Here is a 25,731-nt window from a genome sequence, read left to right on the forward strand (position 1 = left end):
AAAGGAGACTCCGATGACTCCGCTGCGCACCCTCGCCCTCGCCGCCGGCCTTGCCGCACCGCTCCTTGCCCATGCCGACTGGCTGGTGGGCGTGGCCGGCCCCTTCACCGGCCAATACGCCTCCGCCGGCGACCAGATCAAGAAAGGGGCGGAAGCGGCCGCCGCCGACATCAACGCCAAAGGCGGCGTGCTGGGGCAGAAGATCAAACTCGAATACGGCGACGATGCCTGCGACCCGAAACAGGCCGTGGCCGTGGCCAACGCCCTCGTCAACAAGAAAGTGCAGTTCGTGCATGGCCACTGGTGCTCCAGCTCCACCATCCCGGCCTCCGACATCTACAACGATGCCGACATCCTCATGGCCACCGTGTCGACCAACCCTCAGGTAACCGAACGCGGCCTGAAGAACCTCTTCCGCATCATGGGGCGAGATGACCAGCAAGGCTCGGTGATCGGGCAACGGATCGCCAGCAAATTCAAGGACAAGAAAGTCGCCGTGCTCGACGACAAGAGCGCCTACGGCAAGGGGCTCGCCGACGAGATCGCCAAGGCGATGAAAGCCGCCGGCAAGGAGCCGGTGCTGCGCGAATCCATCACCGCCGGCGAGAAAGACTATTCCGGCATCGTCACGCGGCTCAAGAACGCCGGCGTCGACGTGCTCGCCTACGGCGGCTACCACACCGAGGTCGCGCTGCTGCTGCGCCAGGCCGATCAGGTGGGACTGCCGCTCGTCGTCGTGGGCGGAGATACCATGACCAACTCCGAACTCGTCACCGCCGCCGGCAAACTCGCCGATCGCGTCTACTTCACTTTCACGCCCGATCCGCGCAAGAATCCGCAAGCCGCGCCCATCGTCGAGCGCTTCCGCGCCGCCAAGATCGAACCCGAGGGGTACGTGCTCTATGCCTACGCCGCCCTGCAGCTCTTCGAGCAGGCCGTGACGCAGGCCGGCGGGGTCGAGCGCACCAAGCTCGAGCCGGTACTGCGCAAAGGGAAATTCGACACGGCCATCGGCACGCTCGAATTCGACGAGAAAGGCGACCTGAAGAAACCGGCCTTCGCCATCTACAAGTGGACCGGCGGGCGCTACGACTACGCCGAGTAAGGTAGGCGGACGCACGAGGGAGAGACGCTTTTGGGCTACGCGCTGCAACAGCTCATCAACGGGCTGACCCTGGGGGCGATGTACGGCCTCATCGCCATCGGTTACACGATGGTGTATGGCATCATCGGCATGATCAACTTCGCCCATGGCGAGATCTACATGATCGGCGCCTTCCTCTCGGTGCTCACCTACGTGCTGTGCACCGCGTTGGGGATCGGGCCGACGCCGCTCGTGCTGCTCGCCATGCTCTTCGTGTCGGTCGCTTTCACCGCCCTCTACGGATGGGCGGTCGAGCGCATCGGCTACCGGCCGCTGCGCGGGGCGCCGCGCCTCGCTCCGCTGATTTCGGCCATCGGCATGTCCATCTTCCTGCAGAACTACGTCCAGCTCACGCAGGGCGCGCGCATCAAGGCCGTGCCGCCGCTGTGGCAGGGAGGGGTGACGCTGTGGTCGGCCGACGACTTCCGCGTCACCTTCGGCTGGGCACAGCTCACCGTGGTCGTCGTCACGCTGATCGTCATGGCCGGGTTTGCCTGGATGATCACACGCACCTCCTTCGGCCGCCAGCAGCGCGCCTGTGAGCAGGATCCCAAAATGGCCGCCTTGCTGGGCATCGACGTCGATCGCACCATTTCGCTCACCTTCATCCTCGGTGCGGCGCTGGCGGCCGTAGCGGGAATGATGGCGGTGCTGCAGTACGGCGTGATCGACTTCTCTATCGGCTTCATCGCCGGCATCAAGGCCTTCACCGCCGCAGTGCTCGGCGGCATCGGCTCCATTCCCGGCGCCATGCTGGGCGGCCTCCTCATCGGCCTCGTCGAGGCGTTCTGGTCGGCCTACCTCTCGCCGGAGTACAAAGACGTAGCCACCTTCTCCATCCTCGTGCTGGTGCTGCTCTTTCGTCCCACGGGGCTGCTGGGCAAACCCGACGTGGAGAAAGTGTGATGACCGCCGCCGTGATCTCTGCGTCTTCGCCGCTTGCCCTGCGCCTGCGCGACGCGCTCGCCGTCACGGTACTCGGCGGGCTGCTCGCCTTGCCTTTCATCGGGCTCGTCACCGTCGAAGAGGGAGGTGCGCTCACCGTGCGCACCCGCTGGGGGGCGTGGGGGGCGACGCTCGCGGCGCTCTTCTTTGGGCGGCTGTTGCTGCGGGCGGCGCTTGATGCCTGGCGCAGCCGCAGACCGGCCCGCAAGCGCGCCGTCTTCTCGAGCGGGGACGCCGTGCTGCGCCGTGCCGCCGGCACGAGCCTGCTGGCGGCGGCGCTCCTGCTGCCGGTCTTCTTCGCCGACAACCGCTATGTGATCGACACGGCCACGACGCTGGGCATCTACGTGATGCTCGGCTGGGGGCTCAACGTGGTGGTGGGTCTCGCCGGGCTGCTCGATCTGGGCTACGTCGCGTTCTACGCCGTGGGTGCCTACACCTATGCGCTGCTATCGACCCAGTTCGGCTGGAGCTTCTGGGAGGCGCTGCCGGCGGCGGGCGCCCTGGCGGCGCTCTTCGGCATCCTGCTCGGCTATCCGGTGCTGCGGCTTCGCGGCGACTACCTCGCCATCGTCACCCTGGGTTTCGGCGAGATCATCCGCATCGTGCTCCTCAACTGGACCTCGTTTTCCGGCGGACCCAACGGCATCGGCGGCATTCCCCGCCCGAGTTTCTTCGGCTTGGCGTTCGCGCGCAGCGCCGAGGGGCGAACCTTCCATGAATTCTTTGGGCTGGAATTCTCGCCCATGCACCGCTTCATTTTTCTCTACTATCTCATCGTGGTGCTGGCGCTGCTCACGCACGCCCTCATCAGCCGCCTGCGCGTGCTGCCTACGGGGCGGGCATGGGAAGCGCTGCGCGAAGACGAGATCGCCTGCAAGGCCCTGGGACTCAACACCACCACCGTCAAACTCTCGGCCTTCGCCACCGGGGCGATGCTCGCGGGCTTTGCCGGCGTGTTCTTCGCCGCCCGGCAGGGGTTCATCTCGCCGGAGAGTTTCACTTTCGCCGAATCGGCCACGATCCTCGCCATCGTCGTGCTGGGCGGCATGGGATCGCAGCTCGGCGTGGTGCTCGCCGCGGCGGTGCTGGTCGTGCTGCCGGAAGTGGGCCGCCAGTTCGCCGACTATCGCATGCTCGTCTTCGGCGCGGCCATGGTCACCATCATGGCGGTCAAACCCACGGGGCTGCTCGCGCGGCGCGAACCCACCGTGCGGCTGAATCCCGAGCGGAGCGCCGCACCATGACACCGCTCCTCACGGTGGATCGCCTCGTGATGCGCTTTGGCGGCATCACCGCCATCGACGGACTCTCGCTCGAAGTGCCGCGGGGAGCGATCACCGCCATCATCGGCCCCAACGGCGCGGGCAAGACCACGCTCTTCAACTGCATCACGGGCTTCTATCGCCCCAGCGCCGGCCGCATCCTGTTGCACGAGGACGACGGTAGCGAGCGCGATCTCACCCGTCTCAAGGGCCACCGCATCGCGCGCGAGGCGCGCATCGTGCGCACGTTCCAGAACATCCGCCTCTTCGGCGGCATGACGGTGCTGGAAAATTTGCTCGTAGCCCAGCATCATGCGCTCGCACAGGCGTCGCGTTTCGCCCTGGCCGGCCTGCTGCACACGCCGGGTTATCGGCGCGCCGAACGCGAGGCGCTCGAATTCGCCCGGCGCTGGCTCGCCGAGCTGGGGCTCACCGCCGTTGCCGATACACCGGCGGGTGCCTTGCCCTACGGCACCCAGCGCCGCGTGGAAATCGCCCGCGCCCTGTGCGCCCGCCCGCGCCTGTTGTGCCTGGACGAACCGGCCGCCGGACTCAATCCGCGCGAATCGGCCGAGCTCAACGTACTCCTCACGGCGCTGCGCGACGAACACGGCCTGACGCTGCTCTTCATCGAGCACGACATGAGCGTGGTGATGAACGTGTCCGACCACGTGGTGGTGATGAACTTCGGGCGCAAGATCGCCGAAGGGCCGCCCGAGGCAATGCGCCGCGACCCCGAAGTGATCCGCGCCTATCTGGGCGAAGAGGACGAAGAGGCCGCCGATGCTTGAACTGCAGCGCGTCAGCGCCCACTACGGCCCCATCCAGGCGCTCGTGGAAGTCGATCTGGTGGTGCGCGCCGGCGAGATCGTCACGCTCATCGGCGCGAACGGCGCCGGCAAATCCACCCTGATGACGACCCTCTTCGGCACGCCGCGCGCGAGCAGCGGCCGCATCCTGCTCGAGGGCGAGGACATCACGGCGCTGCCGCCGCACCGGATCGCGCGTCGCGGCATTGCGCTCGTTCCCGAGGGGCGGCGCGTCTTCGCCAAGATGAGCGTCTACGAGAATCTGCTGCTGGGCGCGACGCCGCTCGAGGGAGCGCACGTCGAAGAAAACCTGCGGCGGGTCTTCTCGCTCTTTCCCGTGCTCGAAACGCGCCGCACCCAGCGTGCCGGTACCCTTTCCGGGGGCGAACAGCAGATGCTGGCCATCGGCCGGGCGCTGATGAGCGAACCGCGCCTGCTGCTGCTCGACGAACCCTCCCTTGGGCTCGCGCCGCTCGTCATCCGCACCATTTTTCGCACCATCGTCGCGCTCAACCGCGAACACGGACTCACCATCCTGCTGGTAGAACAAAATGCCCGGCAGGCGTTGAAAATCGCGCACCGCGGCTACGTCCTGCAAAACGGGCGCATCGTGCTCGAGGGCAGCGGCGCGGCACTGCTCACCGACCCCCAGGTGCGCGCCGCCTACCTCGACGCCGCCTCATGAAAGAACACCGGGCACTCGCCTATCTCGTTGCCGTGGGCGGAATGCTGTCGATCGCCGCCGGGGCGATCTGCGCGCGCATCGCCCAGGGCGAGGGGGTGGAATCGCTCGCCGTGGCCGCATGGCGCCTTACCTTCGCCGCGCTCGCCGTGGCACCCGCGGCCCTGCTCTTCGACCGGGCCTCGCTGCGCGCCATGACCCTGCGGCAGCTGGGTCTGGCGCTACTCGCCGGCGCCTTCCTCGCCCTGCACTTCGCGCTGTGGATCCGCTCGCTCGCCCTCACCTCGGTCGCCTCGAGCACGGTGCTGGTCACCACCAACCCCATCTGGATCGCCCTCGTCGGCTTCCTCTTCCTGCGCGAGCGCTTCAACCGCACGCTGCTTTCCGGCATGGCGCTCGCACTCGCCGGCAGCCTAGCCATCTTCTGGAGCGACCGGCACACGGGCGGCGCCGATTCCCTCTGGGGCAACTTCCTCGCGCTCGCCGGCGCCTGGTGTTTCTCGGCCTATCTGCTTGTGGGCCACCGGCTGCGGGCTCGGCTCACGCTGCCGGCCTACGTCTTCAGCGTCTACACCAGCGCCGCGGCGCTCCTCATGCTCGCCTGCCTGCTCAGCGGCACGCCGCTTTCGGGGTGGTCTTCTGCAGGCTGGCAGGCATTGCTGCTGCTCGCCCTCTTGCCGCAGGTGGTGGGGCACACGGCCTACAACTGGTCGCTGCGCCACGTCTCGGCCGCTTTTGTGGCCATCGTCACCCTGGGCGAGCCGGTGGGCAGCAGCCTGCTCGCCTGGCTCGTGTTCGGCGAGCGGCTCGGCGGCCTGCAGGCGCTCGGTTTCGTGCTGCTGCTCCTGGGCATCGGCCTGGCGGCGCTGGGCGAGAACCAGCGCACCGCCGCCCGGGCGCTCGCCGCCCAGCAAGGGTGAATTCGCCGCGCCAGCGACCCTTCGCGCCTCCCTACAGCCCCGCCAGGCACACCGACTTCAGCTCGAGATACTCTTCCACGCCGTACTTCGAGCCCTCGCGCCCAAAGCCGGACTGCTTGATGCCGCCGAAAGGCGCCGCCTCGTTCGAAGTCGACCCCGTGTTGACGCCGACCACGCCGACTTCGAGCGCCTCGGCCACGCGCAGGATGCGACCCACGTCGCGCGCGTACAGATACCCCGCCAGACCGTAGTCGCTGGCGTTCGCCAAGGCGATGCCTTCTTCCTCCGTCTCGAAGCGGTAGAGCGGCGCCACCGGCCCGAAGATCTCCTCGTGCGCGATGCGCATGTCGGGCGTGATCCCCTCGAGCGCCGTCGGCGTGTAAAAAAGCCCCTGCGCGCGCCGACCGCCGCACAAGAGCCGCGCCCCTTTTTCGCGCGCGTCGGCCACCAAAGCCTCCACCTTGTCGAGCGCCGCCTCGTCGATGAGCGGCCCCACCGTCACCCCCGGCTGCCATCCCGGCCCGACGGCGAGCTTCTCTACCTCCTCGACGTAGCGGCGCACGAACGCTTCGTAGATCCCCGCCTGCACCAGGATGCGGTTGGCGCACACGCAGGTCTGCCCCGAATTGCGGTATTTCGAGGCGATCGCCCCCTGCACCGCGGCCTCCACATCCGCGTCGTCGAACACGAGAAAGGGAGCGTCCCCTCCCAGCTCCAGCGACAGGCGCTTGAGCGTGGCAGCGCTTTGCGCCATCAGCAGCCGCCCGACCTCGGTCGAGCCGGTGAAAGAAATCTTGCGCACGCGAGGATCGGACGTGAGCGCCAGGCCGATCGGCGCTGGATCGGCGCCGGTGACGACATCGAGCACCCCGGGCGGCATGCCCGCCTGCTCGGCGAGCCGCGCGAGCGCCAGGGCCGTGAGCGGCGTCTGCTCGGCCGGCTTCACCACCACGGTGCAGCCCACCGCCAGCGCCGGCGCCACCTTGCGCGTGATCATCGAGGCAGGAAAATTCCACGGCGTGATCGCCGCGCACACGCCCACCGGCTGACGCAGCACGAGGAAACGCCGGTCGGCCCGATTGGTCGGCATGATCTCGCCGTAGATGCGCTTCCCTTCTTCGGCGAACCACTCGACGAAAGCCGCCGCGTGCGCCACTTCGCCGCGCGCCTGCGCGAGCGGTTTCCCCTGCTCGTGCATCACCAGCGTGGCGAGCTCCTCGAGCGAAGAGCGCATCAGAGCCGCCCAGCGCGACAGCACCACCGCCCGCTCCTGAGGCAGGCTCCGGCGCCAGGAATCGAACGCCGCCGCAGCCGCCGCGATCGCCCGCCGGGTCTCGGCCTCTCCCATGTCCGGCACTTCGGCCAGGCGATCGCCGCTTGCCGGATCGAAGACGGGGAAGCGCCTTCCCGAATCGGCCTCGCACCATTGCCCTCCGATCCAGGCCCGATCGACCAGCAAACCCTTTGCCCGCACCGCCTCCAGCGACATCCTTCGCTCCTTTCCTCTCATCGCGCGCACAGCCGCCCGACGATTCTACCCCCGAGCGCCGCGCACCATGCCCGCGCTGCGCTGGGGTGCGATAAACTTATGGCCTCATCGCTCGGGGCCCGACGTCATGAAAGAGACCCATTATCTCCAGCCGCTGCTCGAACCGCGTTCCGTCGGCATCATCGGCGCCTCCGACCGCCCGGGTTCGCTCGGGCAGACCGTCACCCGCAACATGCTGGAGGCCGGCTTCCATGGGCGGCTCTTCCTGATCAACCCCAACCACGAAACGCTCTTCGACCTGCCCTGCTACAAGTCGGTCGAAGACGTGCCGCACCGGCTCGACCTGGCGGTCATCTGCACCCGGCCCGAACGGGCCCCCGGCATCGTCGAGGCCTGCGGCCGCGCCGGAGTCAAGGCCATCGTCGTGCTCAGCTCCGGTTTCTCCGAATCCGGCCCACGCGGCAGCTATCTCGAGCGCCAGATCATCGAGATCGCCCGGCGCTACAAGATGCGCGTGCTCGGGCCCAACTGCCTCGGGCTCGTGCGCCCCAGCATCGGGCTCAACGCCACCTTCGCCCACGCCTCCGCCATCAAGGGCTCCATCGGGCTCGTGTCGCAATCGGGCGCGCTGTGCGCCGCCGTGCTCGACTGGGCCAAGCCCAACGGCGTGGGTTTTTCCGCCGTCGTCTCGCTGGGCGTGTCGGCCGACATCGACTTCGGTGACGTGCTCGACTTCCTTGCCACCGACCACCGCACCGAATCCATCATCCTCTACATCGAGGGCATCCGCAACGCGCGCCGCTTCATGAGCGCGCTGCGCGCCGCCGCCCGGGTCAAACCCGTCCTGGTGCTCAAGGCCGGGCGTCGACCGGAAGTGATGCGCGCCATCCTCGTGCACAGCGGTAACCAGCCGGGTAACGACGCCGTGTTCGACGCCGCGCTGCGCCGCTCGGGCGTCATCCGCATCTACAACATCAGCCAGCTCTACGCCGCCGCCACGGCGCTCTTCGCCCGCCTACGCCCACGCGGCAATCGGCTGGCCATCATCACCAACGGCGGCGGACTAGGGGCGATGGCGGCCGACCGTGCGGCCGACCTCAAAATCCCTCTGGCCGAACTCAGCGACGACACCCTCGGGCGGCTCAGCGCCTTCCTGCCCGAATCCTGGTCGCACGGCAACCCCCTCGACATCCTGGGCGATGCTGACGCCGAGCGCTACCGCAAGACCTTCCAGATCGTGCTCGAATCGCCCGAAGTCGACGGGGTGCTCGTCATCCTCACGCCGCAGGCCATGACCGACCCCACCGCCGTGGCCGAAGCCATCATCGAGGAAGAAAAACACGCCGAAAAGCCCGTCGTCACCTGCTGGCTGGGGCAGGAGCTCGTCGAAGAGGCGCGGCAGAAATTCATCGCCGCCGGCATCCCCACGTTCGAGGCGCCCGAGCCCGCGGTCGAGCTCTTCTCGCACGTCTCTTCCTACTACCGCAACCAGAAGCTCCTCGCCCAGACGCCGGCCCCCCTGTCGCACCACGAACCGCCGCGGGTGGAAAACGCCCAGCTCGTCATCGAGACGGCGCTCTCCGAGCGGCGCAATCGCCTCAACGAAATGGAATCCAAGGCCATTCTCGCCGCCTTCCACATCCCCATCGCCCAGACGGTGGTCGCGCGCAGCGTCACCGAAGCCATGGTGCTCGCCGAGGAGCTGGGCTTGCCCGTGGCGATGAAGATCGATTCCCCCTCGGTGATCGACAAGGCCGACTCGGGCGGCGTGCGCCTGAACCTCGGCTCCCTGGCCGCGGTGCGCACCGCCTATCAGGAGATCATCGCCGAAGTCAAGAAGAACGTGCCCGATGCAGTGATCAACGGCGTGGCCATCGAACCCATGGTCATCAAGCGCCACGGACGGGAACTGGCCATCCGCGTGCGCCGCGACCCCGTCTTCGGCCCGGTGATCCTCTTCGGAGAAGGGGGCAAGCGCGTGGGCATGGAAGAGGACATGAGCGTGGCCTTGCCGCCCTTGAACGGCTTCCTCGCCCAGGATCTCGTGCGCAACAGCCGCGTCTACCCCATGCTGCAAGAATACCGGAACATGCCGGCCATCGCCTTCGACAAGCTCGAACAGGTGCTGCTGCGCGTCTCCGAGATGGTGTGCGAACTTCCCTGGATCGACTATCTCAGCATCAATCCGCTGGTGGTCGATAGCCAGGATGCCATCGCGCTGGATGCCAAGATCACCATCCAGCCGGTCAACCCGTCGGCGGATCGCTACGACCACATGGCGATCCACCCTTACCCTTCCCACCTCATCCAGACCTGGACCCTGGGCGACGGCACCGAGATCACCATCCGCCCCATCCGCCCCGAAGACGCCGAGCTCGAGGCCGAGTTCGTGCGCCGCCTCTCGCCCGAGACCAAGTACTTCCGCTTCATGACCACCCTCAACGAGCTGCCTCCGCCCATGCTCGCGCGGCTCACCCAAATCGACTACGACCGCGAAATGGCCTTCATCGCCGTCACCAAAGACCAAAACGGCCAAGAGATCGAGCTGGGCGTAGCCCGCTACGCCGTCAACCCGGACGGCGAATCCTGCGAGTTCGCCATCGTCGTCGACGACGAATGGCAAGGCCGGGGCCTGGCGCGCCGCCTCATGCAGGTGCTCATCGAGACGGCGCGCGCCCGCGGCCTGAAATACATGACCGGGATTTTCCTCGCCAACAACGAGCGCATGCTGCGCTTCGTGCAAAGCCTCGGCTTTACCCTCACCGACGATCCCGAAGACCGTACCATCAAGAAAGGCATCCTGCCGCTGCAAGGTTCCTGAACATGTCCGCCACCCGCATCGATACCCACCGCCTCGGCGAACTACCGGCCCTCACCCTCCATTTGGGCGAAGCCCGCGCCACCCTCACCCCGTTTGGTGCCCAGGTGCTTTCCTGGATCCCCGAAGACGGCCAGGAACGCCTCTATCTCAGCGAATCCGCCGCCCTCGGCGGCGCACAGCCCATTCGCGGCGGCATCCCCATCGTCTTTCCCCAGTTCGGTACCCTCGGCCCCGGAGCGCGCCACGGTTTCGCCCGCACGCACACCTGGCGCATCGACGAGACGCGCCAGGGCGAAGACTACGTGCTCGTGACCCTGCAGCTCGATCCTTCCCTACTCGAACCCGGTGCGCGCACCGCCTTCCCCCACGACTTCCTCGCCGAAGTCACCGTGCTCCTCTCCGAGCGGCGCTTGGACGTGGAACTCGCCGTGCGCAACACCGGCACTGCGCCTTTCGCATTCACCGCGGCGCTGCACACCTACCTTGCCGTGCCCGAGATCGAGCGCAGCGCCCTGCAAGGGCTGGGGGGCAGCGAATACACTGATCCGGCCGATCCCAGCCGGTGGCACGCCGAGCCGGAAAACGTCACACGGCTGGAACCGCCGCTCGATCGGCTCTATCGCGGCGGCGAGCGCGTGCTCACGCTTGCCACGCCCACCCTGCGCACCGAGATCGCGCAGGCGGGTTTCGGCGAGACCGTGCTCTGGAACCCGGGCGAACACGGCCCAGCCGACCTCCCTGCCGGTGCCTGGCGCCATTTCGTGTGCATCGAAGCGGCGCAGGCGAGCGTTCCCGTGTCGCTTCGAGCCGACGAAGAATGGGCCGGACGCCAGGCGCTCATGCTGCCCGAACGTTGACCGCCGCCGCGCCGACAGCCACAATCCGCCTTTTCCCGCCAAGACGATAGCCGATGTCGACGATCGAAACCCGAATCGCCCAGGAACTGGGCGTCGCGCCGCGCCAGGTGATGGCCGCCGTGGCGCTGCTCGATGCCGGAGCCACCGTCCCCTTCATCGCCCGCTACCGCAAAGAGCTCACCGACGGGCTCGACGACACCCAATTGCGCCGGCTCGAAGAGCGCCTGGGCTACCTGCGCGAGCTCGAAGCGCGCCGCGAAGCGATCCTTTCCTCCATCGCCGAACAGGGCAAACTCAGCGCCGAGCTCGAAGAAAAACTGCGCGCCGCCGACACCAAACAGGCGCTCGAAGACCTCTACCTCCCTTATCGCCCCAAGCGGCGCACCAAAGCCATGATCGCCCGCGAGGCGGGGCTCGAGCCGCTCGCCGACGCGCTCGCCAACGACCCGCTCGCCGAACCGGAATCGCTCGCCGCCACCTACCTCAACCCGGAGGCGGGTTTTGCCGACGTCAAGGCCGTGCTCGAAGGCGCGCGCCAGATCCTTGCCGAGCGCTACGCCGAAGACGCCGATCTGCTCGCCGAGCTGCGCGCCCTCTTCGAGCGTGAGGCCCATGTTCATAGTCGCGTCGTCGAAGGCAAGGAATCGGAAGGCGCCAAGTTCCGCGACTGGTTCGACCACCACGAACCGATCGCCGCCATCCCCTCGCACCGGGCACTCGCCCTGCTGCGCGGGCGCAACGAAGGCGTGCTGCGGCTCAGCGTCGATGTTCCGCACGAAGAAGGCAGCCCCCACCCGGCGCTCACCGTCCTGGCGCGCCGCTACGGCCTGGCCGACCAGGGGCGCCCCGCCGACCGCTGGCGGCTCGACACCGCCCGCTGGGCCTGGGCGACCAAGCTCTCGGTCCACCTCGAGCTCGATGCCCTCAACCGCATGCGCGAGCGCGCCGGCGAGGAAGCAATCCGCGTCTTCGGGCGCAACCTCAAGGAGCTGCTGCTCGCCGCACCGGCCGGCGCCCGCGTGACCATGGGCATCGACCCGGGCATCCGCACCGGCATCAAGGTCGCCGTGGTCGACGCCACCGGCCGCGTGATCGCCACCGACACCCTCTACCCCTTCGAGCCGCGACGCCACTACGAGCCGACCATCGCCGCGCTCGCCGCCCTCATCGCCCAGCACGGCGTCGAACTCATCGCCATCGGCAACGGCACCGCCAGCCGCGAGACCGAGCGCCTCGTCGCCGAGTGCCTCGCGCGCCACCCCGAACTGCGGGCGCAGAAAGTGGTCGTCTCGGAAGCCGGCGCCTCGGTCTACTCCGCCTCCGAGCTCGCCGCGCAGGAACTCCCCGAGCTCGACGTCTCCCTGCGCGGCGCCGTCTCCATCGCCCGCCGCCTGCAGGATCCGCTCGCCGAACTCGTCAAGATCGATCCCAAGTCGATCGGCATCGGCCAGTACCAGCACGACCTCGACGCGACGCAACTGTCGCGCACGCTGGACGCCGTGGTCGAGGATTGCGTCAACGCCGTCGGCGTCGACCTCAACACCGCCAGCCCCGCGCTGCTCGCCCGCGTCTCGGGGCTCAACCGCAGCATCGCCGAAGAGATCGTCGCCTGGCGCCAGCGCCACGGCGGCTTTCGCCGGCGCGAGCAACTGCGCGAAGTCCCGCGCATCGGCCCGCGCACCTTCGAGCAGGCCGCCGGGTTCCTGCGCATCCCCGAAGGGGACGACCCGCTGGACGCCTCGGCCGTACACCCGGAAGCCTACCCCGTGGTGCGCAGGATCCTCCAGCGCATCGGCAAGGACGTACGCGAAGTCCTCGGCCAGCGCGCCCTCATCGAAACGCTCGACCCGGCCGAATTCACCGACGAGCGCTTTGGGCTGCCCACCGTGCGCGACATCCTCGCCGAGCTCGTCAAGCCGGGGCGCGACCCGCGGCCGGAATTTCGCACCGCACGCTTCGCCGAAGGGATCGAATCGCTCGAAGACCTCCGCCCCGGCCAATGGCTCGAAGGCGTGGTCACCAACGTCACCAATTTCGGCGCCTTCATCGACATCGGTGTCCACCAGGACGGCCTCGCCCACGTCTCCGAACTCTCCGACCGATTCGTGCGCGATCCGCATGAAGTCGTCAAACCGGGCCAGATCGTGCGCGTGCGCGTGCTCGAAGTCGACCTCGAACGGCGCCGCATCGCCCTGTCGCTGAAAAAGGAACGTACCGAAGCGGCCCCGACGGCCCAGCCGCGCGCCGAACCCGCCGCCAAGGAAGCACGCCGCCCCGCCAAGGCGGCCAAACCCGCCAAGCCCGGCCGGCGCGAATCCCCTGCCCCCGAGAGCGCACTCGCCCAGGCGCTCGCCCGCGCCCTGGAGCGCTGAGGTCCCCCCATGCACGACGCCGTCCAGCCCTTCCTCATCGACAACGCCGACATCCGCGGCGCCCACGTGCGCCTGGTCCAATCCTGGCAAGGCATCGCCGCGCGCCGCAACGATCCCCCCGCGGTGCAGCGCCTGCTCGGCGAACTCGCCGCTTTCGCCGCCATGATCGCCGCCCGGCTCAAGGATCCCACCCGCGTCACCTTCCAGGCTCAGGGAGAAGGGCCCGTGAGCCTGCTCGTGGTCGACCTCAGCCCCGAGCGCAACCTGCGCGCCTTCGCCCGCTACGAGGGCGAGCGGGCACCCCGGCCCGATGCCAGCGCGCGCGAGCTCCTGGGCGAAGCCCAGCTGCAGATGGTGCTCGACCTCCCCGTCTCCAAGGAACCCTACGTGAGCATCGTTCCCTGGAGTGGCCAAACCCTGAGCGATACGCTCGAAGCCTTCCTCGCCCAGTCCGAGCAGCAACCGGCGCGCCTGTGGCTTGCCGCCGACGCGCACGCCGCCGCGGGGCTCCTGCTGCAAAAGCTCCCCTCCGCCGACGAGAAAGACCCCGACGGCTGGAACCGCCTCACCCGCCTCGCCGACACCGTCACCGAGCCCGAACTGCTCGCGTTCGACGCCCCCGAGCTCCTCTCCCGCCTCTTCCCCGAAGAGACGGTGCGCCTCTTCACGGCGCTCGGCATCACCCACGAGGTCAAGCCCAACGAAGCCGCCGTCATCCAGATGCTGCGGCTCCTCGGCCGGGACGAGATCGAAGCGCAACTCGCGCGCGACGGAGAGATCGTCGTGCGCGACGAGCTCGGCGGCCTCGAATACCGCTTCACCCGCGACGATCTTCCCCGCATCTTCACCGAGGACGACGGCAGCGCACCCGCCACCCGCCACTGACCGCAAAGGCCATTTCGATCATGAGTGAAGAAGTACGATTCGAGAGCGGGCGCTTCGAGGGCATCGTCGTGCGCTCGCCGCTCGTGAGTCCCGCACGGCTCGCCGACGTGCTGCACAAACGTTTCGCCGGCACGGAAAGCTACTTCGGCGGCGAACCCGCCGTGCTCGACTTCTCGGAAGTGCGCGACTGGCCCGAACAGGTCGACTGGAGCGGCCTCGTGGCCTTCTTCCGCCGCCTCGGGCTGCAACCCATCGGCGTGCGCGGGGTGCCCGAATCGTTCGATGCCGCCTTGAAGCGCCTGCATTTGGCCAACCTCGACGAGGCCGCGCTGCGGCTCGAGGCCGCCCGGCCAACCGAGCCCCCGCCTGCCGCCCCAACCTCGGCGCAAGCTCCCGCCTCCCCGCAGACCGGTACGGCGCGCGCCGCCTCCACCAAATTCATCGATCGCCCGGTGCGCGCCGGCCAGCAGATCTACGCTCCGGAAGGCGACGTGGTGCTCATGGCCGGTTCCAACCCCGGCGCCGAGATCATCGCCGCCGGCAGCATCCACTGCTGGGGCCCCCTGCGCGGACGGGTGCTCGCCGGAGCCGGCGGCAACCTGGAAGCCCGCATCGTCGCCACCCACTTCGGCCCCGAGCTCGTTTCCATCGCCGGGGTGTACCAGACGTTCGAAAACGGTCTTCCCGCCTCTATCGCAAACCGCCCCGTGCAGGTAAAATTGCAAGTCATTCAAGGGCAAAGCCACCTGCTCATCGAACCCATCGAAACCATTTGAGAGGCTTACCACGTGCGCATCGTCGTCGTCACTTCCGGCAAAGGAGGGGTGGGCAAGACCACCACCAGCGCCGCTTTCGCCTCGGGCCTGGCGCTTCGCGGCTTCAAGACCGCCGTCGTCGACTTCGACGTCGGCCTGCGCAACCTCGACCTCATCATGGGCTGCGAACGCCGCGTCGTCTACGATTTCGTCAACGTCCTCCAGGGCGAGGCCAAGCTCACCCAGGCGCTCATCAAAGACAAGCACGTCGACACCCTGCACATCCTGCCCGCCTCCCAGACCAAGGACAAGGAAGCCCTCACCGAAGAAGGCGTGGAAAAGGTGATGCGCGAGCTCGAAGCGATGGGCTTCGACTACGTCGTGTGCGATTCGCCCGCCGGGATCGAGCGCGGCGCCCTCATGGCGCTGCTCTTTGCCGACGAAGCCATCGTCGTCACCAACCCCGAAGTCTCCTCGGTGCGCGACTCCGACCGCATCCTCGGCATCCTGCAATCCAAGTCCCGTCGCGCGATCGAAGGGCGCGAACCGGTCAAGGAGCATCTGCTGGTCACGCGCTACAGCGCCAAGCGCGTCGAAGAAGGCGAGATGCTCTCCTACAAGGACATCCAAGAACTCCTGCGCGTGCCCCTCATCGGCGTCATCCCCGAATCCGACGCCGTGCTGCACGCCTCCAACCAGGGGGTTCCGGCCATCCACCTCAAAGGCACGGACGTGGCCGAAGCCTACGCCGACGTCGTCGCCCGTTTTCTCGGCGAGGACAAACCGCTGCGTTTCGTCTCCTACGAGAAACCCAGCCTCATCAAACGCCTCTTCGGGAGCACCTGATGTCGCTGCTCACGCGCCTCTTCGGGGAAAAGAAAAAGACCGCGGCGATCGCCAAGGAACGCCTGCAGCTCATCATCGCGCGCGAGCACGTCGACGGCAAGTCCTCGCCCGACTTCCTTCCCGCTTTGCAAAAAGAACTGCTCGACGTCATCTCGAAGTACGTGAAGATCGCCCCCGAAGACATCAAGGTCCAGCTCGAGCGGCAAGACAACCTCGAGATCCTCGAAGTCAACATCGTCCTCAACGAAACCTCTCCTCCCCTCCCCCAATAGAGCCAGGCTAGGGAGAGCATAGGCGCTCTCCCTGCAAAAACCTAGTATAATGGTCAACAAATCCACGGACTTCCGGGGGAGTGAGCCGCATGTCCACCACCGAACTCGACACCGCCCTCAGCCAAGCCTACGAGGCCGGCTTCGTCACCGACATCGAGACCGAGACGCTACCGCCCGGCCTCGATGAAAAAGTGATCGAATATATCTCGGCCAAGAAGAACGAGCCCGAATTCCTGCGCCAATGGCGGCTCGACGCATTCCGTCGCTGGCAGACGATGAAGGAGCCGCACTGGGCCCACGTGCGCTACGAGCCCATCGACTATCAAGGGCTCATCTACTACGCTGCGCCCAAGCGCCGCAGCGAGACCGAGATCGATCCCAAGCTCCTCGAGACCTATGAAAAGCTCGGCGTGCCGGTGCACGAGCGCGCCGCGCTCGCCGGAGTGGCGGTCGACGCTGTCTTCGATTCGGTCTCGGTGCTCACCACCTTCAAGGACAAGCTCTCCGAAGCCGGGGTCATCTTCTGCCCCATCTCGGAGGCGGTGCAAAAATATCCCGAACTCGTGCAGAAGTATCTCGGCAGCGTCGTGCCGCCGGGAGACAACTTCTTCGCCGCGCTCAATTCCGCCGTCTTCAGCGACGGCTCCTTCGTCTATATCCCCAAGGGCGTGCGCTGTCCGCTCGAACTCTCCACCTACTTCCGCATCAACACCGCCCGCACCGGGCAGTTCGAGCGCACGCTCATCATCGCCGACGAAGGCAGCTACGTCTCCTACCTCGAGGGCTGCACCGCCCCCATGCGCGACGAGCACCAGCTGCACGCCGCGGTGGTCGAACTCATCGCCCTCGAAGGGGCCGAGATTCGCTACAGCACGGTGCAGAACTGGTACCCCGGCGACGAAGAAGGGCGCGGCGGCGTCTACAACTTCGTCACCAAGCGAGGGCTGTGCGCCGGGCGCGGCGCCAAGATCTCCTGGACCCAGGTCGAGACCGGCTCGGCCATCACCTGGAAATATCCCAGCGTGATCCTCAAGGGTGACGACAGCGTGGGCGAATTCTACTCGGTGGCGCTCACGCGCGGCCGGCAGCAGGCCGACACCGGCACCAAGATGATCCACCTGGGGCGCAACACCCGCAGCACCATCGTCTCCAAGGGCATCGCCGCCGGCCACAGCCAGAACGCCTACCGGGGGCTGGTGCGCATCAACCCCGGCGCGAGCGGGGCGCGCAACTACACCCAGTGCGATTCGCTGCTCATCGGCCCGCACTGCGGCGCGCACACCTTCCCCTACATCGAGAGCCGCAATCCGCGCGCCATCGTGGAACACGAAGCCAGCACCTCGCGCGTGAGCGAAGAACAGCTCTTTTATTGCCGCCAGCGCGGCATCGACCCCGAGCGCGCCGTCGCCCTCATCGTGGGGGGGTTCTGCAAGGACGTGTTCCAGAAACTGCCGCTCGAATTCGCCGTCGAGGCCGGCAAACTCCTCGAAGTCAGTCTAGAAGGATCGGTCGGATGATGCTCACGATACGCAACCTCACCGTCGCCGTCGAAGGTCGGCGCATCCTCGACGGGCTCGATCTGGACATCGCCGCAGGCGAAGTCCATGCCCTCATGGGCCCCAACGGCGCGGGCAAGAGCACGCTCGCCAACGTCCTGGCCGGCCGCGAAGGCTACGAAGTCCTGGAAGGCAAAGCGCTCCTCGATGACCAAGACCTGCTCACGATGGAGCCGGAAGCGCGTGCCCAGGCGGGGCTTTTTCTCTCCTTCCAGCATCCGGTGGAAATCCCCGGCGTGAGCAACCTGCAATTCCTGCGCACCGCGCTCGACTGCCTGCGCAAGGCCCGGGGCGAAGCGCCACTCGACAGCGCCGCCCTGCTGCGCGCCGCGCGCGAAGCGGCGCAAGTGCTGGGGCTGCCGGCCGACTTCCTCAAGCGCGGCGTCAATGAAGGCTTCTCCGGCGGCGAGAAAAAACGCAACGAAATCCTGCAGATGCTGCTGCTCGAACCGCGCTTCGTCATTCTCGACGAACCCGATTCGGGCCTGGACGTGGACGCGCTCAAGCTCGTGGCCGCCGGCGTCAATCGCCTGCGCCGCCCCGATCGCGCCTTCCTCATCATCACCCACTATCCCCGCATCCTCGAATACGTCCGCCCCGACCGGGTGCACGTGCTGCACGGCGGACGCATCGCCCGTTCGGGCGCAGCCGAGCTCGCCCACCAGATCGAAGCGGGCGGCTATGCCGCCGTGCTCGAGGGGTCGGTCGCATGAATACCGCACTCGCCGTCTGCCACCGCTGCGGCTGGGCGGAAGACGCAGCAACGCGCGCCTGGCACGAGCAGCTCGCCGAGCGGCTCGCCTCGCTCACACCCCCCTCGCGCAAGAACGAATTCTGGCGCTACTCGCGGCTTTCCGCCTGTTTCGCCCCCGAGCGCGCCGGCCGCGGCCTCGACTTCCCCTTCCCCTCGCCCGAGCCGCTCGCCGGCGAATGGATATACTTCGACCAGGGTCGGCCCGTGGCCGCGCACACCCGCGCCTGGCGCCTGCGCCCCTGGTCCGAGCTGGACGAAGCCACCCGCGCACGCTGGCGCGAGCGGTTGGAGCCGGGCGAGGATTACTTCTCGGTGCGCAACCTGGTCGAGGCCGATGCGGTGCTGCTCCTCGAACTCGAGGAAACGGCCGACGCTCCCCTGCAGATCCGCTACCGCCACGGCGCCGGATGGGCCCAGCCCCTCCTGCTCGTCGAAGTCGCTGCAGGCGCGCGCGGCGCGATCGTGGAGACCTTCGCCTCCTTCGGCCCCTCCACGCAAAACGGCGCCGTGACGCTCTGGCTCGGCGAGGGCGCCGAACTCACCCACGGCGTCTTCACGGCCGACGAGGGCGAAGCCCTGCTGCACCGCGTCCGCGCCGAACTCGGCGCGCGTGCCCGCCTCGACGTGCAGGCCTTCGCCTCCGCCCGCAGCTATCAGCGCCTCGAATGGGACGTCACGCTGGGCGAATCCTCTGCCCTGCGGCTGTCCGGCATCACCTACGGGGCGCCTCCAGGCTCCACCGACGTTGCCCTGCGCATCCGCCACGCCGCCCCCAGCGCCGCCACCGACGTGCGCTGGCGCGGCCTGGTGCCGGCCGAAGCGCACTCCGCCGTGATCGGCCGCATCCTCATCGAACCCGCCGGCCAGCGCACCGATGCCGCCATGCGGCTCGATCACCTGCTCCTGGCCGACGGCGCCGCCGCCGACGTCAAACCCGAGCTCGAGATCTACGCCGACGACGTCGCCTGCGGCCACGGCGCCACGCTTGGCCGGCTCGACGACGAAGCGCTCTTCTACCTGCGCAGCCGGGGAATTCCCGAAGTCGAAGCGCGGCAACTGCTCATCGACGCTTTCCTCGCTCCGGTCCTGCAGCGTTTCACCCTTGCAGAGGTCCTCCGCCATGTCCAATCCCGTCTCCCCCTCCCTGACGACGCCGCTGCCTGAGGCGGCCACCGTCGAGCGCTGGCGCGAAGACTTTCCCATCCTGCACCGACGGGTCTACGGCAAGCCCCTCATCTACCTCGACAACGCCGCCACCGCCCAGAAGCCACGGCAGGTAATCGAGGCGCTCACCGATTTCTACGAGAACCGCAACGCCAACGTGCACCGCGGCGCGCACGCCTTGAGCACGGAAGCCACCGACTGTTTCGAGACCGCCCGCACCACCGTCGCCCGCTGGATCCACGCCGCGAGCGAAAAAGAAGTCCTCTGGACGCGCGGCACCACGGAAGCGATCAACCTCGTGGCCCAAGCCTGGGGCAATGCCTTCGTCAAGGCGGGAGATCTCCTCGTCGCCACCCAGATGGAGCACCACGCCAACCTCGTCCCCTGGCAGATGCTCGCCCGGCGCACCGGCGCCGAACTCGCCCTCGTGCCGGTACGGGACGACGGAACGCTCGACCGGGAACGCTACCGCCAGTTGCTCGAGCGGCGACCCCGACTGGTGGCGCTCGCCCACGTCTCGAATACCCTGGGCACCATCAATCCCGTGGCCGAGCTCATCGCCGAAGCCAAGGCCGTGGGGGCGACCGTGCTCATCGACGGCGCTCAGGCGGTGGGGCATTTTCCCGTGGACGTGCAAGCGCTGGGTTGCGATTTCTACGCCTTCTCCGGCCACAAAATGCTCGGTCCCACCGGCATCGGGGTGCTCTGGGGGCGTCAGGAAGTGCTCGAAGCCATGCCCCCATGGCAAGGCGGCGGCGAGATGATCGCCTGGGTCGACGAGCACGGCTTCGAACCCAACGAACTTCCCTACAAGTTCGAGGCCGGCACCCCGCCCATCGCCGAAGCCATCGCCTTGGGTGCCGCGATCGACTACCTACGCCAATTCGATCGGGCACAACTGGCCGCCTGGGAAGCCCACCTCTACCGCAGGCTGAGGGACGGCCTGGTGGCGATCGACGGGCTGAGGCTCCTCGCCGACCTTCCGCCGGAAGAGAAGGCCCCCATCGCCTCCTTCCACGTCGCCGGCACCCACCCGGCCGACCTCGGGACCCTGCTCGACACGCAAGGCATCGCGGTGCGCGTCGGGCACCACTGCACCATGCCGCTGATCGCCCGCTACGGACTGCCCGGCACCGTGCGCGCCTCGATCGCCTTCTACAACAACGAAGCAGACATCGACCAAACCCTGTCGGCGCTCTCCCGCGCCCTCGAACGTCTGGGAGCCCCTGCCCCATGAACGCCCAAACGGTCACCACCCAGCGCGACGTCTACGGTATCGTCGTCCCCTCGGGGGAACCCGTCACGATCCCCCAAGACAGCGAAGTGCGCCTGACGCAGACACTGGGCACCAGCCTCACCGTGCTCTACGACGGGCGCCTCGTGCGCGTGGCCGGCGAAGATGCCGACGCCTTCGGGCTCGAACCCTTCGCCGTCCTTCCCGCCTCCGCCGAAGGCGACCTGCGCGAGCACATCCTCGAAGTGCTGCGCCAGATCTACGATCCTGAAATCCCGGTCAACATCGTCGACCTGGGCCTCATCTACCGCCTCGACATCGACGAAAGAGACGACGGCGCCCATGTCGAGATCGACATGACCCTCACCGCCCCAGGCTGCTCGCTCGGCCCGGTCTTGAGCGAAGAAGTCAAGCAGCGGGTGGAGCAGATCCCGGGCGTCAAGGAAGCCACGGTCAACGTCGTCTTCGATCCTCCCTGGACTTCCGACCGGCTCTCCGAGACCGCCCGGCTCGAACTGGGGCTGCTATGACGACGCTTGCCGAAATCGAAGAAAATTTCGCCCTCTTCGACGACTGGGACGGGCGCTACGACTACCTCATCGAGCTGGGGCGCTCGCTGCCCCCTTTCCCGGAAGCCGAGCGTACCGACGCCAACCTCGTGCGCGGCTGCCAAAGCCGCGTCTGGCTCGTCTGCCGCCTCGACAACGGCCGCTTGCGCCTGGCGATCGACAGCGATGCGCTCATCGTGCGGGGCTTGGCCGCCATCGTGCTCGCCGCCTACGACGGCAAAACGCCCCAGGAAGCCTTGGAACTCGACACCCTCGCGCTTTTCGAGCGTCTGGGTTTGCTCGCCCACCTCTCCCCCACGCGCGGCAACGGACTGCGGGCAATGATCGAGCGGATCCGCGAATGCGCCCGCGCGGCGATCGCCGACGCAAACCGCTGATCCCCCCTAGACTCCAGGAACTCGACCGATCGGCGCGCCGTCCCAAGACGCGTGTAAGATTGCGCCCGTTGCCACGATCCTGAAAGTCGACCATGACCGATTCCACCCTCCACGAGGTCCCGCTGCGCCGCGGCCTAAAAAACCGTCACATCCAGCTCATCGCCCTGGGCGGCGCCATCGGCACCGGGCTCTTCCTCGGCTCGGCCGGCGTGCTCGCCACGGCCGGACCGTCGATGCTGCTCGGCTACGCCATCGGTGGCCTCATCGCCTTCCTCATCATGCGCCAGCTCGGCGAGATGATCGTCGAAGAACCCGTGGCCGGCTCCTTCAGCCACTTCGCCCACACCTACTGGGGCCGCTTCGCCGGCTTTCTCTCCGGCTGGAACTACTGGGTGCTCTACGTGCTCGTCGGCATGGCCGAGCTGACGGCGATCGGCAAATACGTCCAGTTCTGGTGGCCGGAGATCCCCACCTGGGTCACCGTTCTGGCGTTCTTCCTCCTCATCAACCTGATCAACCTCGCCAACGTGCGCGCTTTTGGCGAAGCCGAATTCTGGTTCTCCATCATCAAGGTGGCCGCCATCGTCGGCATGATCGTGCTCGGCCTCTACCTGCTCACGAGCGGACGGGGCGGCGAGCAGGCGAGCGTCACCAACCTCTGGCGCCACGGCGGATTCTTCCCCCACGGCTTCGGCAGCCTGGTGGTTACCCTGCCGATCATCATGTTCTCCTTTGGCGGGCTCGAACTCGTCGGCATCACCGCTGCCGAAGCCTCCGACCCGCGCCGTGTCATCCCCAAGGCCATCAATCAGGTGGTCTACCGCATCCTCATCTTCTACATCGGCGCGATCGCCGTGCTGCTCTCCCTCTATCCCTGGGACCAGCTGGTGGCCTCGCTCACCGCCGCCGGCGACCCCTACAGCGCCAGTCCCTTCGTGCGCATCTTCTCGCTCATCGGCAGCGATACGGCGGCACACCTGCTCAACCTCGTCGTGCTCACGGCGGCGCTGTCGGTCTACAACAGCGGCGTCTATTGCAACAGCCGCATGCTCTACGGCCTGGCCGAACAAGGCGACGCCCCCCACGCCCTCATGAGAATCAACCGCTACGGTGTACCGGTCCTGGCAGTGGGCGTCTCCGCGCTCATCACCTTCTTCTGCGTGGCGGTCAATTACCTCCTGCCGCAAAGCGCCCTGGAACTCTTGATGTCGCTGGTGGTGGCCGCCCTGGTGATCAACTGGACCATGATCAGCCTCACCCACCTCAAATTCCGCCGCGTCCTGCAGCAGCGCCACGTCACCCCTGCTTTCAAGGCCTTCTGGAGCCCGCTCGCCAACTACCTCTGCCTCGCCTTCGTCGCCTTCCTGCTCTTTCTGATGCTCGACAACCCCGGCACGCGCGCTTCCGTCATCGCCCTGCCCATCTGGGTGGGGTTCATGTGGCTCTGCTACCGGCTGCAGCTGCGGCTGCAAGTGCGGACCAAGGAGGCTGTATGAGTGATCGGCGAGAAACCCTCGTCCTCGGCATGGGATGTTTCTGGGGCGCGCAAAAGCGCATGGCCGCGCTGCCAGGCGTGCTGGAAACCGAAGTGGGCTACGCAGGCGGCAGCTTTCCCGATCCCACTTACGACGAAGTGCTCGACTTCGAGCGTCTTCTCCGCCTGGGATCGGTCAACGGGCGTAATCACGCCGAAGTCGTCAAGGTCGTCTACGACCCCGAACTCGTGCTCACGGAAGCCGTGCTCGCCTGGTTTTGGGAAAACCACGATCCCACCCAGCTCGACCGACAAGGAAACGACTTCGGCAGCAACTACCGCAGCGCGATCTACACCACCACGCCGGAACAAAGAGAAGCGGCGCTCGCCACGCGCGACGCCTATCAACGGGCGCTCTCGGCCGCCGGCTACGGGCCGATCGTCACCGAAATCGCCCCGCTCGTTTCCTACACGCCGGCCGAGGAATACCATCAGCACTACCTGCTGAAGCACCCGAACGGGTACTGCGGCCTGGGAGGCACGGGCGTGCGCATGCCGCATTCCTTTTGGCGCACGCTCGCCGAGCGCCACCTGCCGCCGCTCGCGCGCTGGATCGCCTGCGAGCAAGGCACGGAACGCCCCTTCACCGGCCCCCACCTCGACGAGCGGCGCCCTGGCGTCTATGTCGATCGCCTGAGCAACGCACCGCTTTTCCGCTCGGAGGCGAAGTTCGACAGCCCCTGCGGCTGGCCGAGCTTCCATGAAGCCCTCCCCGGCGCGGTGACGCTACACGAAGACCGCTCGCACGGCATGATCCGTACCGAAGTGCGCAGCGCCAGCACGGGCATCCACCTAGGACATGTCTTCGACGACGGCCCTGCGCCCACCGGCCTGCGCTACTGCATCAACGGTGAAGTCTTGCGCTTCATTCCCGACGTGCATCCTTGATCGCCGCCTCGCGGCAAAACGCACAGAGCAAGTCCATGGCCAAAAAACGTAGTCTTCCCACCAACGGCGCGAGCCTCGGCTTCGAAGCCGAACTCTTCAAGGCCGCCGACAAGCTGCGCGGCAACATGGAACCCAGCGACTACAAGCACGTCGTGCTGGGACTCATTTTCCTCAAGTACATCTCGGACGCCTTCGAAGCCAAGCACCGCGCGCTCCTCGCCGACGACCCGCTGGCCGCCGAAGACCGCGACGAGTATCTGGCTGAAAATATCTTCTGGGTGCCCCCGGTGGCGCGCTGGTCCCACTTGCAGGCCAACGCCAAGCGCCCGGAAATCGGCAGCCTCATCGACGAAGCCATGCGCGCCATCGAGAAGGACAATGAGTCGCTCAAAGGCGTGCTGCCCAAGGACTACGCCCGCCCGGCGCTCAACAAGGTGATGCTCGGCGAGCTCATCGACCTGCTCTCCAACATCGGCCTGGGCGAAGAAGCCAACCGGGCCAAGGACGTGCTCGGCCGCGTGTACGAATACTTCCTCGGCCAGTTCGCCGGTGCCGAAGGCAAGCGCGGCGGCGAGTTCTACACGCCCCGCTCGGTGGTGCGCGTGCTGGTGGAGATGCTCGAACCCTACCGCGGACGCGTCTATGACCCCTGCTGCGGCTCGGGCGGCATGTTCGTGCAGTCGGAAAAGTTCGTGGCCGAGCACGGCGGGCGCATCGGCGACATCGCCATCTACGGCCAGGAGAGCAACTACACCACCTGGCGCCTTGCCAAGATGAACCTCGCCGTACGCGGCATCGACGCCGACATCCGCTGGAACAACGAGGGAAGTTTCCACAAGGACGAATTCCCCGATCTGCGCTTCGACTACATCCTCGCCAACCCGCCTTTCAACGTCTCCGACTGGGGCGGCGAGCGCCTGCGCGAGGACGTGCGCTGGACGTTCGGCGCCCCGCCCGTGGGCAACGCCAACTTCGCCTGGTTGCAGCACATTCACTGGCACCTCGCCCCCAACGGCGTGGCGGGCGTGGTGCTCGCCAACGGCTCGATGAGTTCCAACCAGTCCGGCGAAGGCGAGATCCGCCGCGCCATGATCGAAGCCGACGTGGTGGACTGCATGGTGGCGCTCCCTGGACAGCTTTTCTACTCCACCCAGATTCCCGCCTGCCTGTGGTTTCTTGCCCGCAACAAGAACCCCGGCAAAGGATGGCGCGACCGGCGCGGGCAAGTGCTGTTCATCGACGCCCGCAAGATGGGCGTGCTGGTCGACCGCACCCGGCGCGAGCTCACCGACGAGGAAATCCAGAAAATCGCCCGCACCTACCACGCGTGGCGCGGCGAACCGGATGCCGGCGAGTACGCCGACGAGCCCGGCTTTTGCAAATCCGCCACGCTGGACGACATCCGCCAGCACGGCCACGTCCTCACCCCCGGCCGCTACGTCGGCGCGGCGGCACAGGAGGACGACGGCGAACCTTTCGCCGAGAAGATGGCACGGCTGTCGGCGCAATGGCGCGCCCAGCGCGAAGAAGCAGCGCGGCTGGATGCAGCGATCGAAGCGAATCTGCGGGAGCTGGGGTTTTGAACGCTGCGTT

General features: G+C 67.3%; 23 protein-coding genes. 22 read left to right on the forward strand and 1 reads right to left on the reverse strand.

All coding sequences use genetic code 11. The features are described 5' to 3' along the window. The first annotated feature begins 13 nt into the window (after nucleotides 1-13). Genes ASC37_RS02785 through ASC37_RS02810 form a run of 6 tightly spaced genes read left to right on the forward strand, consistent with a single transcriptional unit; the run spans nucleotide 14 to nucleotide 5,765 of the window. Nucleotides 14-1,105: a branched-chain amino acid ABC transporter substrate-binding protein gene (locus tag ASC37_RS02785; RefSeq protein WP_055422915.1), complete on the forward strand. Its 1,092-nt coding sequence runs from the start codon at nucleotides 14-16 to the stop codon at nucleotides 1,103-1,105. 30 nt (nucleotides 1,106-1,135) lie between these two features. Further along, nucleotides 1,136-2,050, forward strand: coding sequence for an ABC transporter permease subunit (locus ASC37_RS02790; RefSeq protein WP_055422916.1), 915 nt, complete (start codon nucleotides 1,136-1,138; stop codon nucleotides 2,048-2,050). Further along, the gene (gene livM, locus ASC37_RS02795; protein WP_055422917.1) at nucleotides 2,050-3,336 is read left to right on the forward strand and encodes a high-affinity branched-chain amino acid ABC transporter permease LivM; all 1,287 of its coding nucleotides are present in this window, start codon (nucleotides 2,050-2,052) and stop codon (nucleotides 3,334-3,336) included. The genes ASC37_RS02790 and livM overlap by 1 nt, the downstream gene beginning before the upstream one ends. Continuing rightward, nucleotides 3,333-4,145, forward strand: coding sequence for an ABC transporter ATP-binding protein (locus ASC37_RS02800; RefSeq protein WP_055422918.1), 813 nt, complete (start codon nucleotides 3,333-3,335; stop codon nucleotides 4,143-4,145). The genes livM and ASC37_RS02800 overlap by 4 nt, the downstream gene beginning before the upstream one ends. After that, nucleotides 4,138-4,848, forward strand: a complete 711-nt coding sequence (locus ASC37_RS02805; protein WP_055422919.1) for an ABC transporter ATP-binding protein — start codon at nucleotides 4,138-4,140, stop codon at nucleotides 4,846-4,848. The genes ASC37_RS02800 and ASC37_RS02805 overlap by 8 nt, the downstream gene beginning before the upstream one ends. Then, nucleotides 4,845-5,765 carry a DMT family transporter gene (locus ASC37_RS02810; RefSeq protein WP_055422920.1) on the forward strand — a complete coding sequence of 307 codons (921 nt, stop codon included), beginning with the start codon at nucleotides 4,845-4,847 and terminating at the stop codon, nucleotides 5,763-5,765. The genes ASC37_RS02805 and ASC37_RS02810 overlap by 4 nt, the downstream gene beginning before the upstream one ends. Nucleotides 5,766-5,796: 31 nt before the next feature. On the opposite strand, the gene ASC37_RS02815 is transcribed toward ASC37_RS02810, so the two are convergent. Then, nucleotides 5,797-7,254, reverse strand: a complete 1,458-nt coding sequence (locus tag ASC37_RS02815) for an NAD-dependent succinate-semialdehyde dehydrogenase (protein ID WP_055422921.1) — start codon at nucleotides 7,252-7,254, stop codon at nucleotides 5,797-5,799. A gap of 127 nt (nucleotides 7,255-7,381) precedes the next feature. Between ASC37_RS02815 and ASC37_RS02820 the strand changes: the two genes are divergently transcribed. From ASC37_RS02820 to ASC37_RS02895, 16 genes are all read left to right on the forward strand, one after another. After that, nucleotides 7,382-10,075 carry a bifunctional acetate--CoA ligase family protein/GNAT family N-acetyltransferase gene (locus ASC37_RS02820; protein WP_055422922.1) on the forward strand — a complete coding sequence of 898 codons (2,694 nt, stop codon included), beginning with the start codon at nucleotides 7,382-7,384 and terminating at the stop codon, nucleotides 10,073-10,075. 2 nt (nucleotides 10,076-10,077) lie between these two features. After that, nucleotides 10,078-10,932 (forward strand): D-hexose-6-phosphate mutarotase, encoded by an 855-nt coding sequence (locus tag ASC37_RS02825; RefSeq protein ID WP_055422923.1) that lies wholly within the window; start codon nucleotides 10,078-10,080, stop codon nucleotides 10,930-10,932. 53 nt (nucleotides 10,933-10,985) lie between these two features. Next, complete coding sequence (locus tag ASC37_RS02830; protein WP_055422924.1) at nucleotides 10,986-13,304, forward strand: Tex family protein; 2,319 nt, start codon at nucleotides 10,986-10,988, stop codon at nucleotides 13,302-13,304. Between the two features lie 9 nt (nucleotides 13,305-13,313). Beyond that, complete coding sequence (gene hslO, locus ASC37_RS02835; protein WP_055422925.1) at nucleotides 13,314-14,189, forward strand: Hsp33 family molecular chaperone HslO; 876 nt, start codon at nucleotides 13,314-13,316, stop codon at nucleotides 14,187-14,189. A gap of 20 nt (nucleotides 14,190-14,209) precedes the next feature. Next, nucleotides 14,210-14,965 carry a septum site-determining protein MinC gene (gene minC / locus ASC37_RS02840; protein WP_055422926.1) on the forward strand — a complete coding sequence of 252 codons (756 nt, stop codon included), beginning with the start codon at nucleotides 14,210-14,212 and terminating at the stop codon, nucleotides 14,963-14,965. Between the two features lie 12 nt (nucleotides 14,966-14,977). Further along, nucleotides 14,978-15,790 (forward strand): septum site-determining protein MinD, encoded by an 813-nt coding sequence (minD, locus tag ASC37_RS02845; RefSeq protein ID WP_055422927.1) that lies wholly within the window; start codon nucleotides 14,978-14,980, stop codon nucleotides 15,788-15,790. Then, nucleotides 15,790-16,062: a cell division topological specificity factor MinE gene (minE, locus tag ASC37_RS02850; protein ID WP_055422928.1), complete on the forward strand. Its 273-nt coding sequence runs from the start codon at nucleotides 15,790-15,792 to the stop codon at nucleotides 16,060-16,062. The genes minD and minE overlap by 1 nt, the downstream gene beginning before the upstream one ends. 89 nt (nucleotides 16,063-16,151) lie before the next feature. Continuing rightward, complete coding sequence (gene sufB, locus ASC37_RS02855) at nucleotides 16,152-17,579, forward strand: Fe-S cluster assembly protein SufB (RefSeq protein WP_055422929.1); 1,428 nt, start codon at nucleotides 16,152-16,154, stop codon at nucleotides 17,577-17,579. Further along, nucleotides 17,579-18,331, forward strand: a complete 753-nt coding sequence (gene sufC / locus ASC37_RS02860) for a Fe-S cluster assembly ATPase SufC (protein WP_055422983.1) — start codon at nucleotides 17,579-17,581, stop codon at nucleotides 18,329-18,331. Before sufB ends, sufC begins: the two co-directional genes overlap by 1 nt. Continuing rightward, entirely contained in the window at nucleotides 18,328-19,536 is a 1,209-nt protein-coding gene (locus ASC37_RS11205; protein ID WP_082438350.1) for a SufD family Fe-S cluster assembly protein, read from the forward strand. Before sufC ends, ASC37_RS11205 begins: the two co-directional genes overlap by 4 nt. Next, nucleotides 19,493-20,773, forward strand: coding sequence for an aminotransferase class V-fold PLP-dependent enzyme (locus tag ASC37_RS02870; protein ID WP_055422931.1), 1,281 nt, complete (start codon nucleotides 19,493-19,495; stop codon nucleotides 20,771-20,773). Before ASC37_RS11205 ends, ASC37_RS02870 begins: the two co-directional genes overlap by 44 nt. After that, a complete protein-coding gene (sufT, locus tag ASC37_RS02875) occupies nucleotides 20,770-21,300 on the forward strand; it encodes a putative Fe-S cluster assembly protein SufT (RefSeq protein WP_055422932.1) in 531 nt (176 codons plus the stop codon). Before ASC37_RS02870 ends, sufT begins: the two co-directional genes overlap by 4 nt. Beyond that, nucleotides 21,297-21,716 carry a SufE family protein gene (locus ASC37_RS02880; RefSeq protein ID WP_055422933.1) on the forward strand — a complete coding sequence of 140 codons (420 nt, stop codon included), beginning with the start codon at nucleotides 21,297-21,299 and terminating at the stop codon, nucleotides 21,714-21,716. The genes sufT and ASC37_RS02880 overlap by 4 nt, the downstream gene beginning before the upstream one ends. Before the next feature lie 92 nt (nucleotides 21,717-21,808). Beyond that, nucleotides 21,809-23,212: an amino acid permease gene (locus ASC37_RS02885; protein ID WP_055422934.1), complete on the forward strand. Its 1,404-nt coding sequence runs from the start codon at nucleotides 21,809-21,811 to the stop codon at nucleotides 23,210-23,212. Beyond that, nucleotides 23,209-24,138, forward strand: coding sequence for a peptide-methionine (S)-S-oxide reductase MsrA (gene msrA / locus ASC37_RS11685; protein WP_055422935.1), 930 nt, complete (start codon nucleotides 23,209-23,211; stop codon nucleotides 24,136-24,138). The genes ASC37_RS02885 and msrA overlap by 4 nt, the downstream gene beginning before the upstream one ends. 35 nt (nucleotides 24,139-24,173) lie before the next feature. After that, nucleotides 24,174-25,721 carry a class I SAM-dependent DNA methyltransferase gene (locus tag ASC37_RS02895; RefSeq protein ID WP_055422984.1) on the forward strand — a complete coding sequence of 516 codons (1,548 nt, stop codon included), beginning with the start codon at nucleotides 24,174-24,176 and terminating at the stop codon, nucleotides 25,719-25,721. The last annotated feature ends 10 nt before the right edge of the window (nucleotides 25,722-25,731 follow it).

It is taken from the genome of Tepidiphilus thermophilus (assembly GCF_001418245.1).
Taxonomy (GTDB): domain Bacteria; phylum Pseudomonadota; class Gammaproteobacteria; order Burkholderiales; family Rhodocyclaceae; genus Tepidiphilus; species Tepidiphilus succinatimandens.

Excerpts from the sequence above, each read along its gene's own strand:
- ASC37_RS02785 (WP_055422915.1), top strand. The coding sequence starts at position 14 with ATGACTCCGCTGCGCACCCTCGCCCTCGCCGCCGGCCTTGCCGCACCG.
- livM (WP_055422917.1), top strand. The coding sequence starts at position 2,050 with ATGACCGCCGCCGTGATCTCTGCGTCTTCGCCGCTTGCCCTGCGCCTG.
- ASC37_RS02800 (WP_055422918.1), top strand. The coding sequence starts at position 3,333 with ATGACACCGCTCCTCACGGTGGATCGCCTCGTGATGCGCTTTGGCGGC.
- ASC37_RS02805 (WP_055422919.1), top strand. The coding sequence starts at position 4,138 with ATGCTTGAACTGCAGCGCGTCAGCGCCCACTACGGCCCCATCCAGGCG.
- ASC37_RS02810 (WP_055422920.1), top strand. The coding sequence starts at position 4,845 with ATGAAAGAACACCGGGCACTCGCCTATCTCGTTGCCGTGGGCGGAATG.
- ASC37_RS02815 (WP_055422921.1), bottom strand. The coding sequence starts at position 7,254 with ATGTCGCTGGAGGCGGTGCGGGCAAAGGGTTTGCTGGTCGATCGGGCC.
- ASC37_RS02820 (WP_055422922.1), top strand. The coding sequence starts at position 7,382 with ATGAAAGAGACCCATTATCTCCAGCCGCTGCTCGAACCGCGTTCCGTC.
- ASC37_RS02825 (WP_055422923.1), top strand. The coding sequence starts at position 10,078 with ATGTCCGCCACCCGCATCGATACCCACCGCCTCGGCGAACTACCGGCC.
- ASC37_RS02830 (WP_055422924.1), top strand. The coding sequence starts at position 10,986 with ATGTCGACGATCGAAACCCGAATCGCCCAGGAACTGGGCGTCGCGCCG.
- hslO (WP_055422925.1), top strand. The coding sequence starts at position 13,314 with ATGCACGACGCCGTCCAGCCCTTCCTCATCGACAACGCCGACATCCGC.
- minC (WP_055422926.1), top strand. The coding sequence starts at position 14,210 with ATGAGTGAAGAAGTACGATTCGAGAGCGGGCGCTTCGAGGGCATCGTC.
- minE (WP_055422928.1), top strand. The coding sequence starts at position 15,790 with ATGTCGCTGCTCACGCGCCTCTTCGGGGAAAAGAAAAAGACCGCGGCG.
- sufB (WP_055422929.1), top strand. The coding sequence starts at position 16,152 with ATGTCCACCACCGAACTCGACACCGCCCTCAGCCAAGCCTACGAGGCC.
- sufC (WP_055422983.1), top strand. The coding sequence starts at position 17,579 with ATGCTCACGATACGCAACCTCACCGTCGCCGTCGAAGGTCGGCGCATC.
- ASC37_RS11205 (WP_082438350.1), top strand. The coding sequence starts at position 18,328 with ATGAATACCGCACTCGCCGTCTGCCACCGCTGCGGCTGGGCGGAAGAC.
- ASC37_RS02870 (WP_055422931.1), top strand. The coding sequence starts at position 19,493 with ATGTCCAATCCCGTCTCCCCCTCCCTGACGACGCCGCTGCCTGAGGCG.
- sufT (WP_055422932.1), top strand. The coding sequence starts at position 20,770 with ATGAACGCCCAAACGGTCACCACCCAGCGCGACGTCTACGGTATCGTC.
- ASC37_RS02880 (WP_055422933.1), top strand. The coding sequence starts at position 21,297 with ATGACGACGCTTGCCGAAATCGAAGAAAATTTCGCCCTCTTCGACGAC.
- ASC37_RS02885 (WP_055422934.1), top strand. The coding sequence starts at position 21,809 with ATGACCGATTCCACCCTCCACGAGGTCCCGCTGCGCCGCGGCCTAAAA.
- msrA (WP_055422935.1), top strand. The coding sequence starts at position 23,209 with ATGAGTGATCGGCGAGAAACCCTCGTCCTCGGCATGGGATGTTTCTGG.
- ASC37_RS02895 (WP_055422984.1), top strand. The coding sequence starts at position 24,174 with ATGGCCAAAAAACGTAGTCTTCCCACCAACGGCGCGAGCCTCGGCTTC.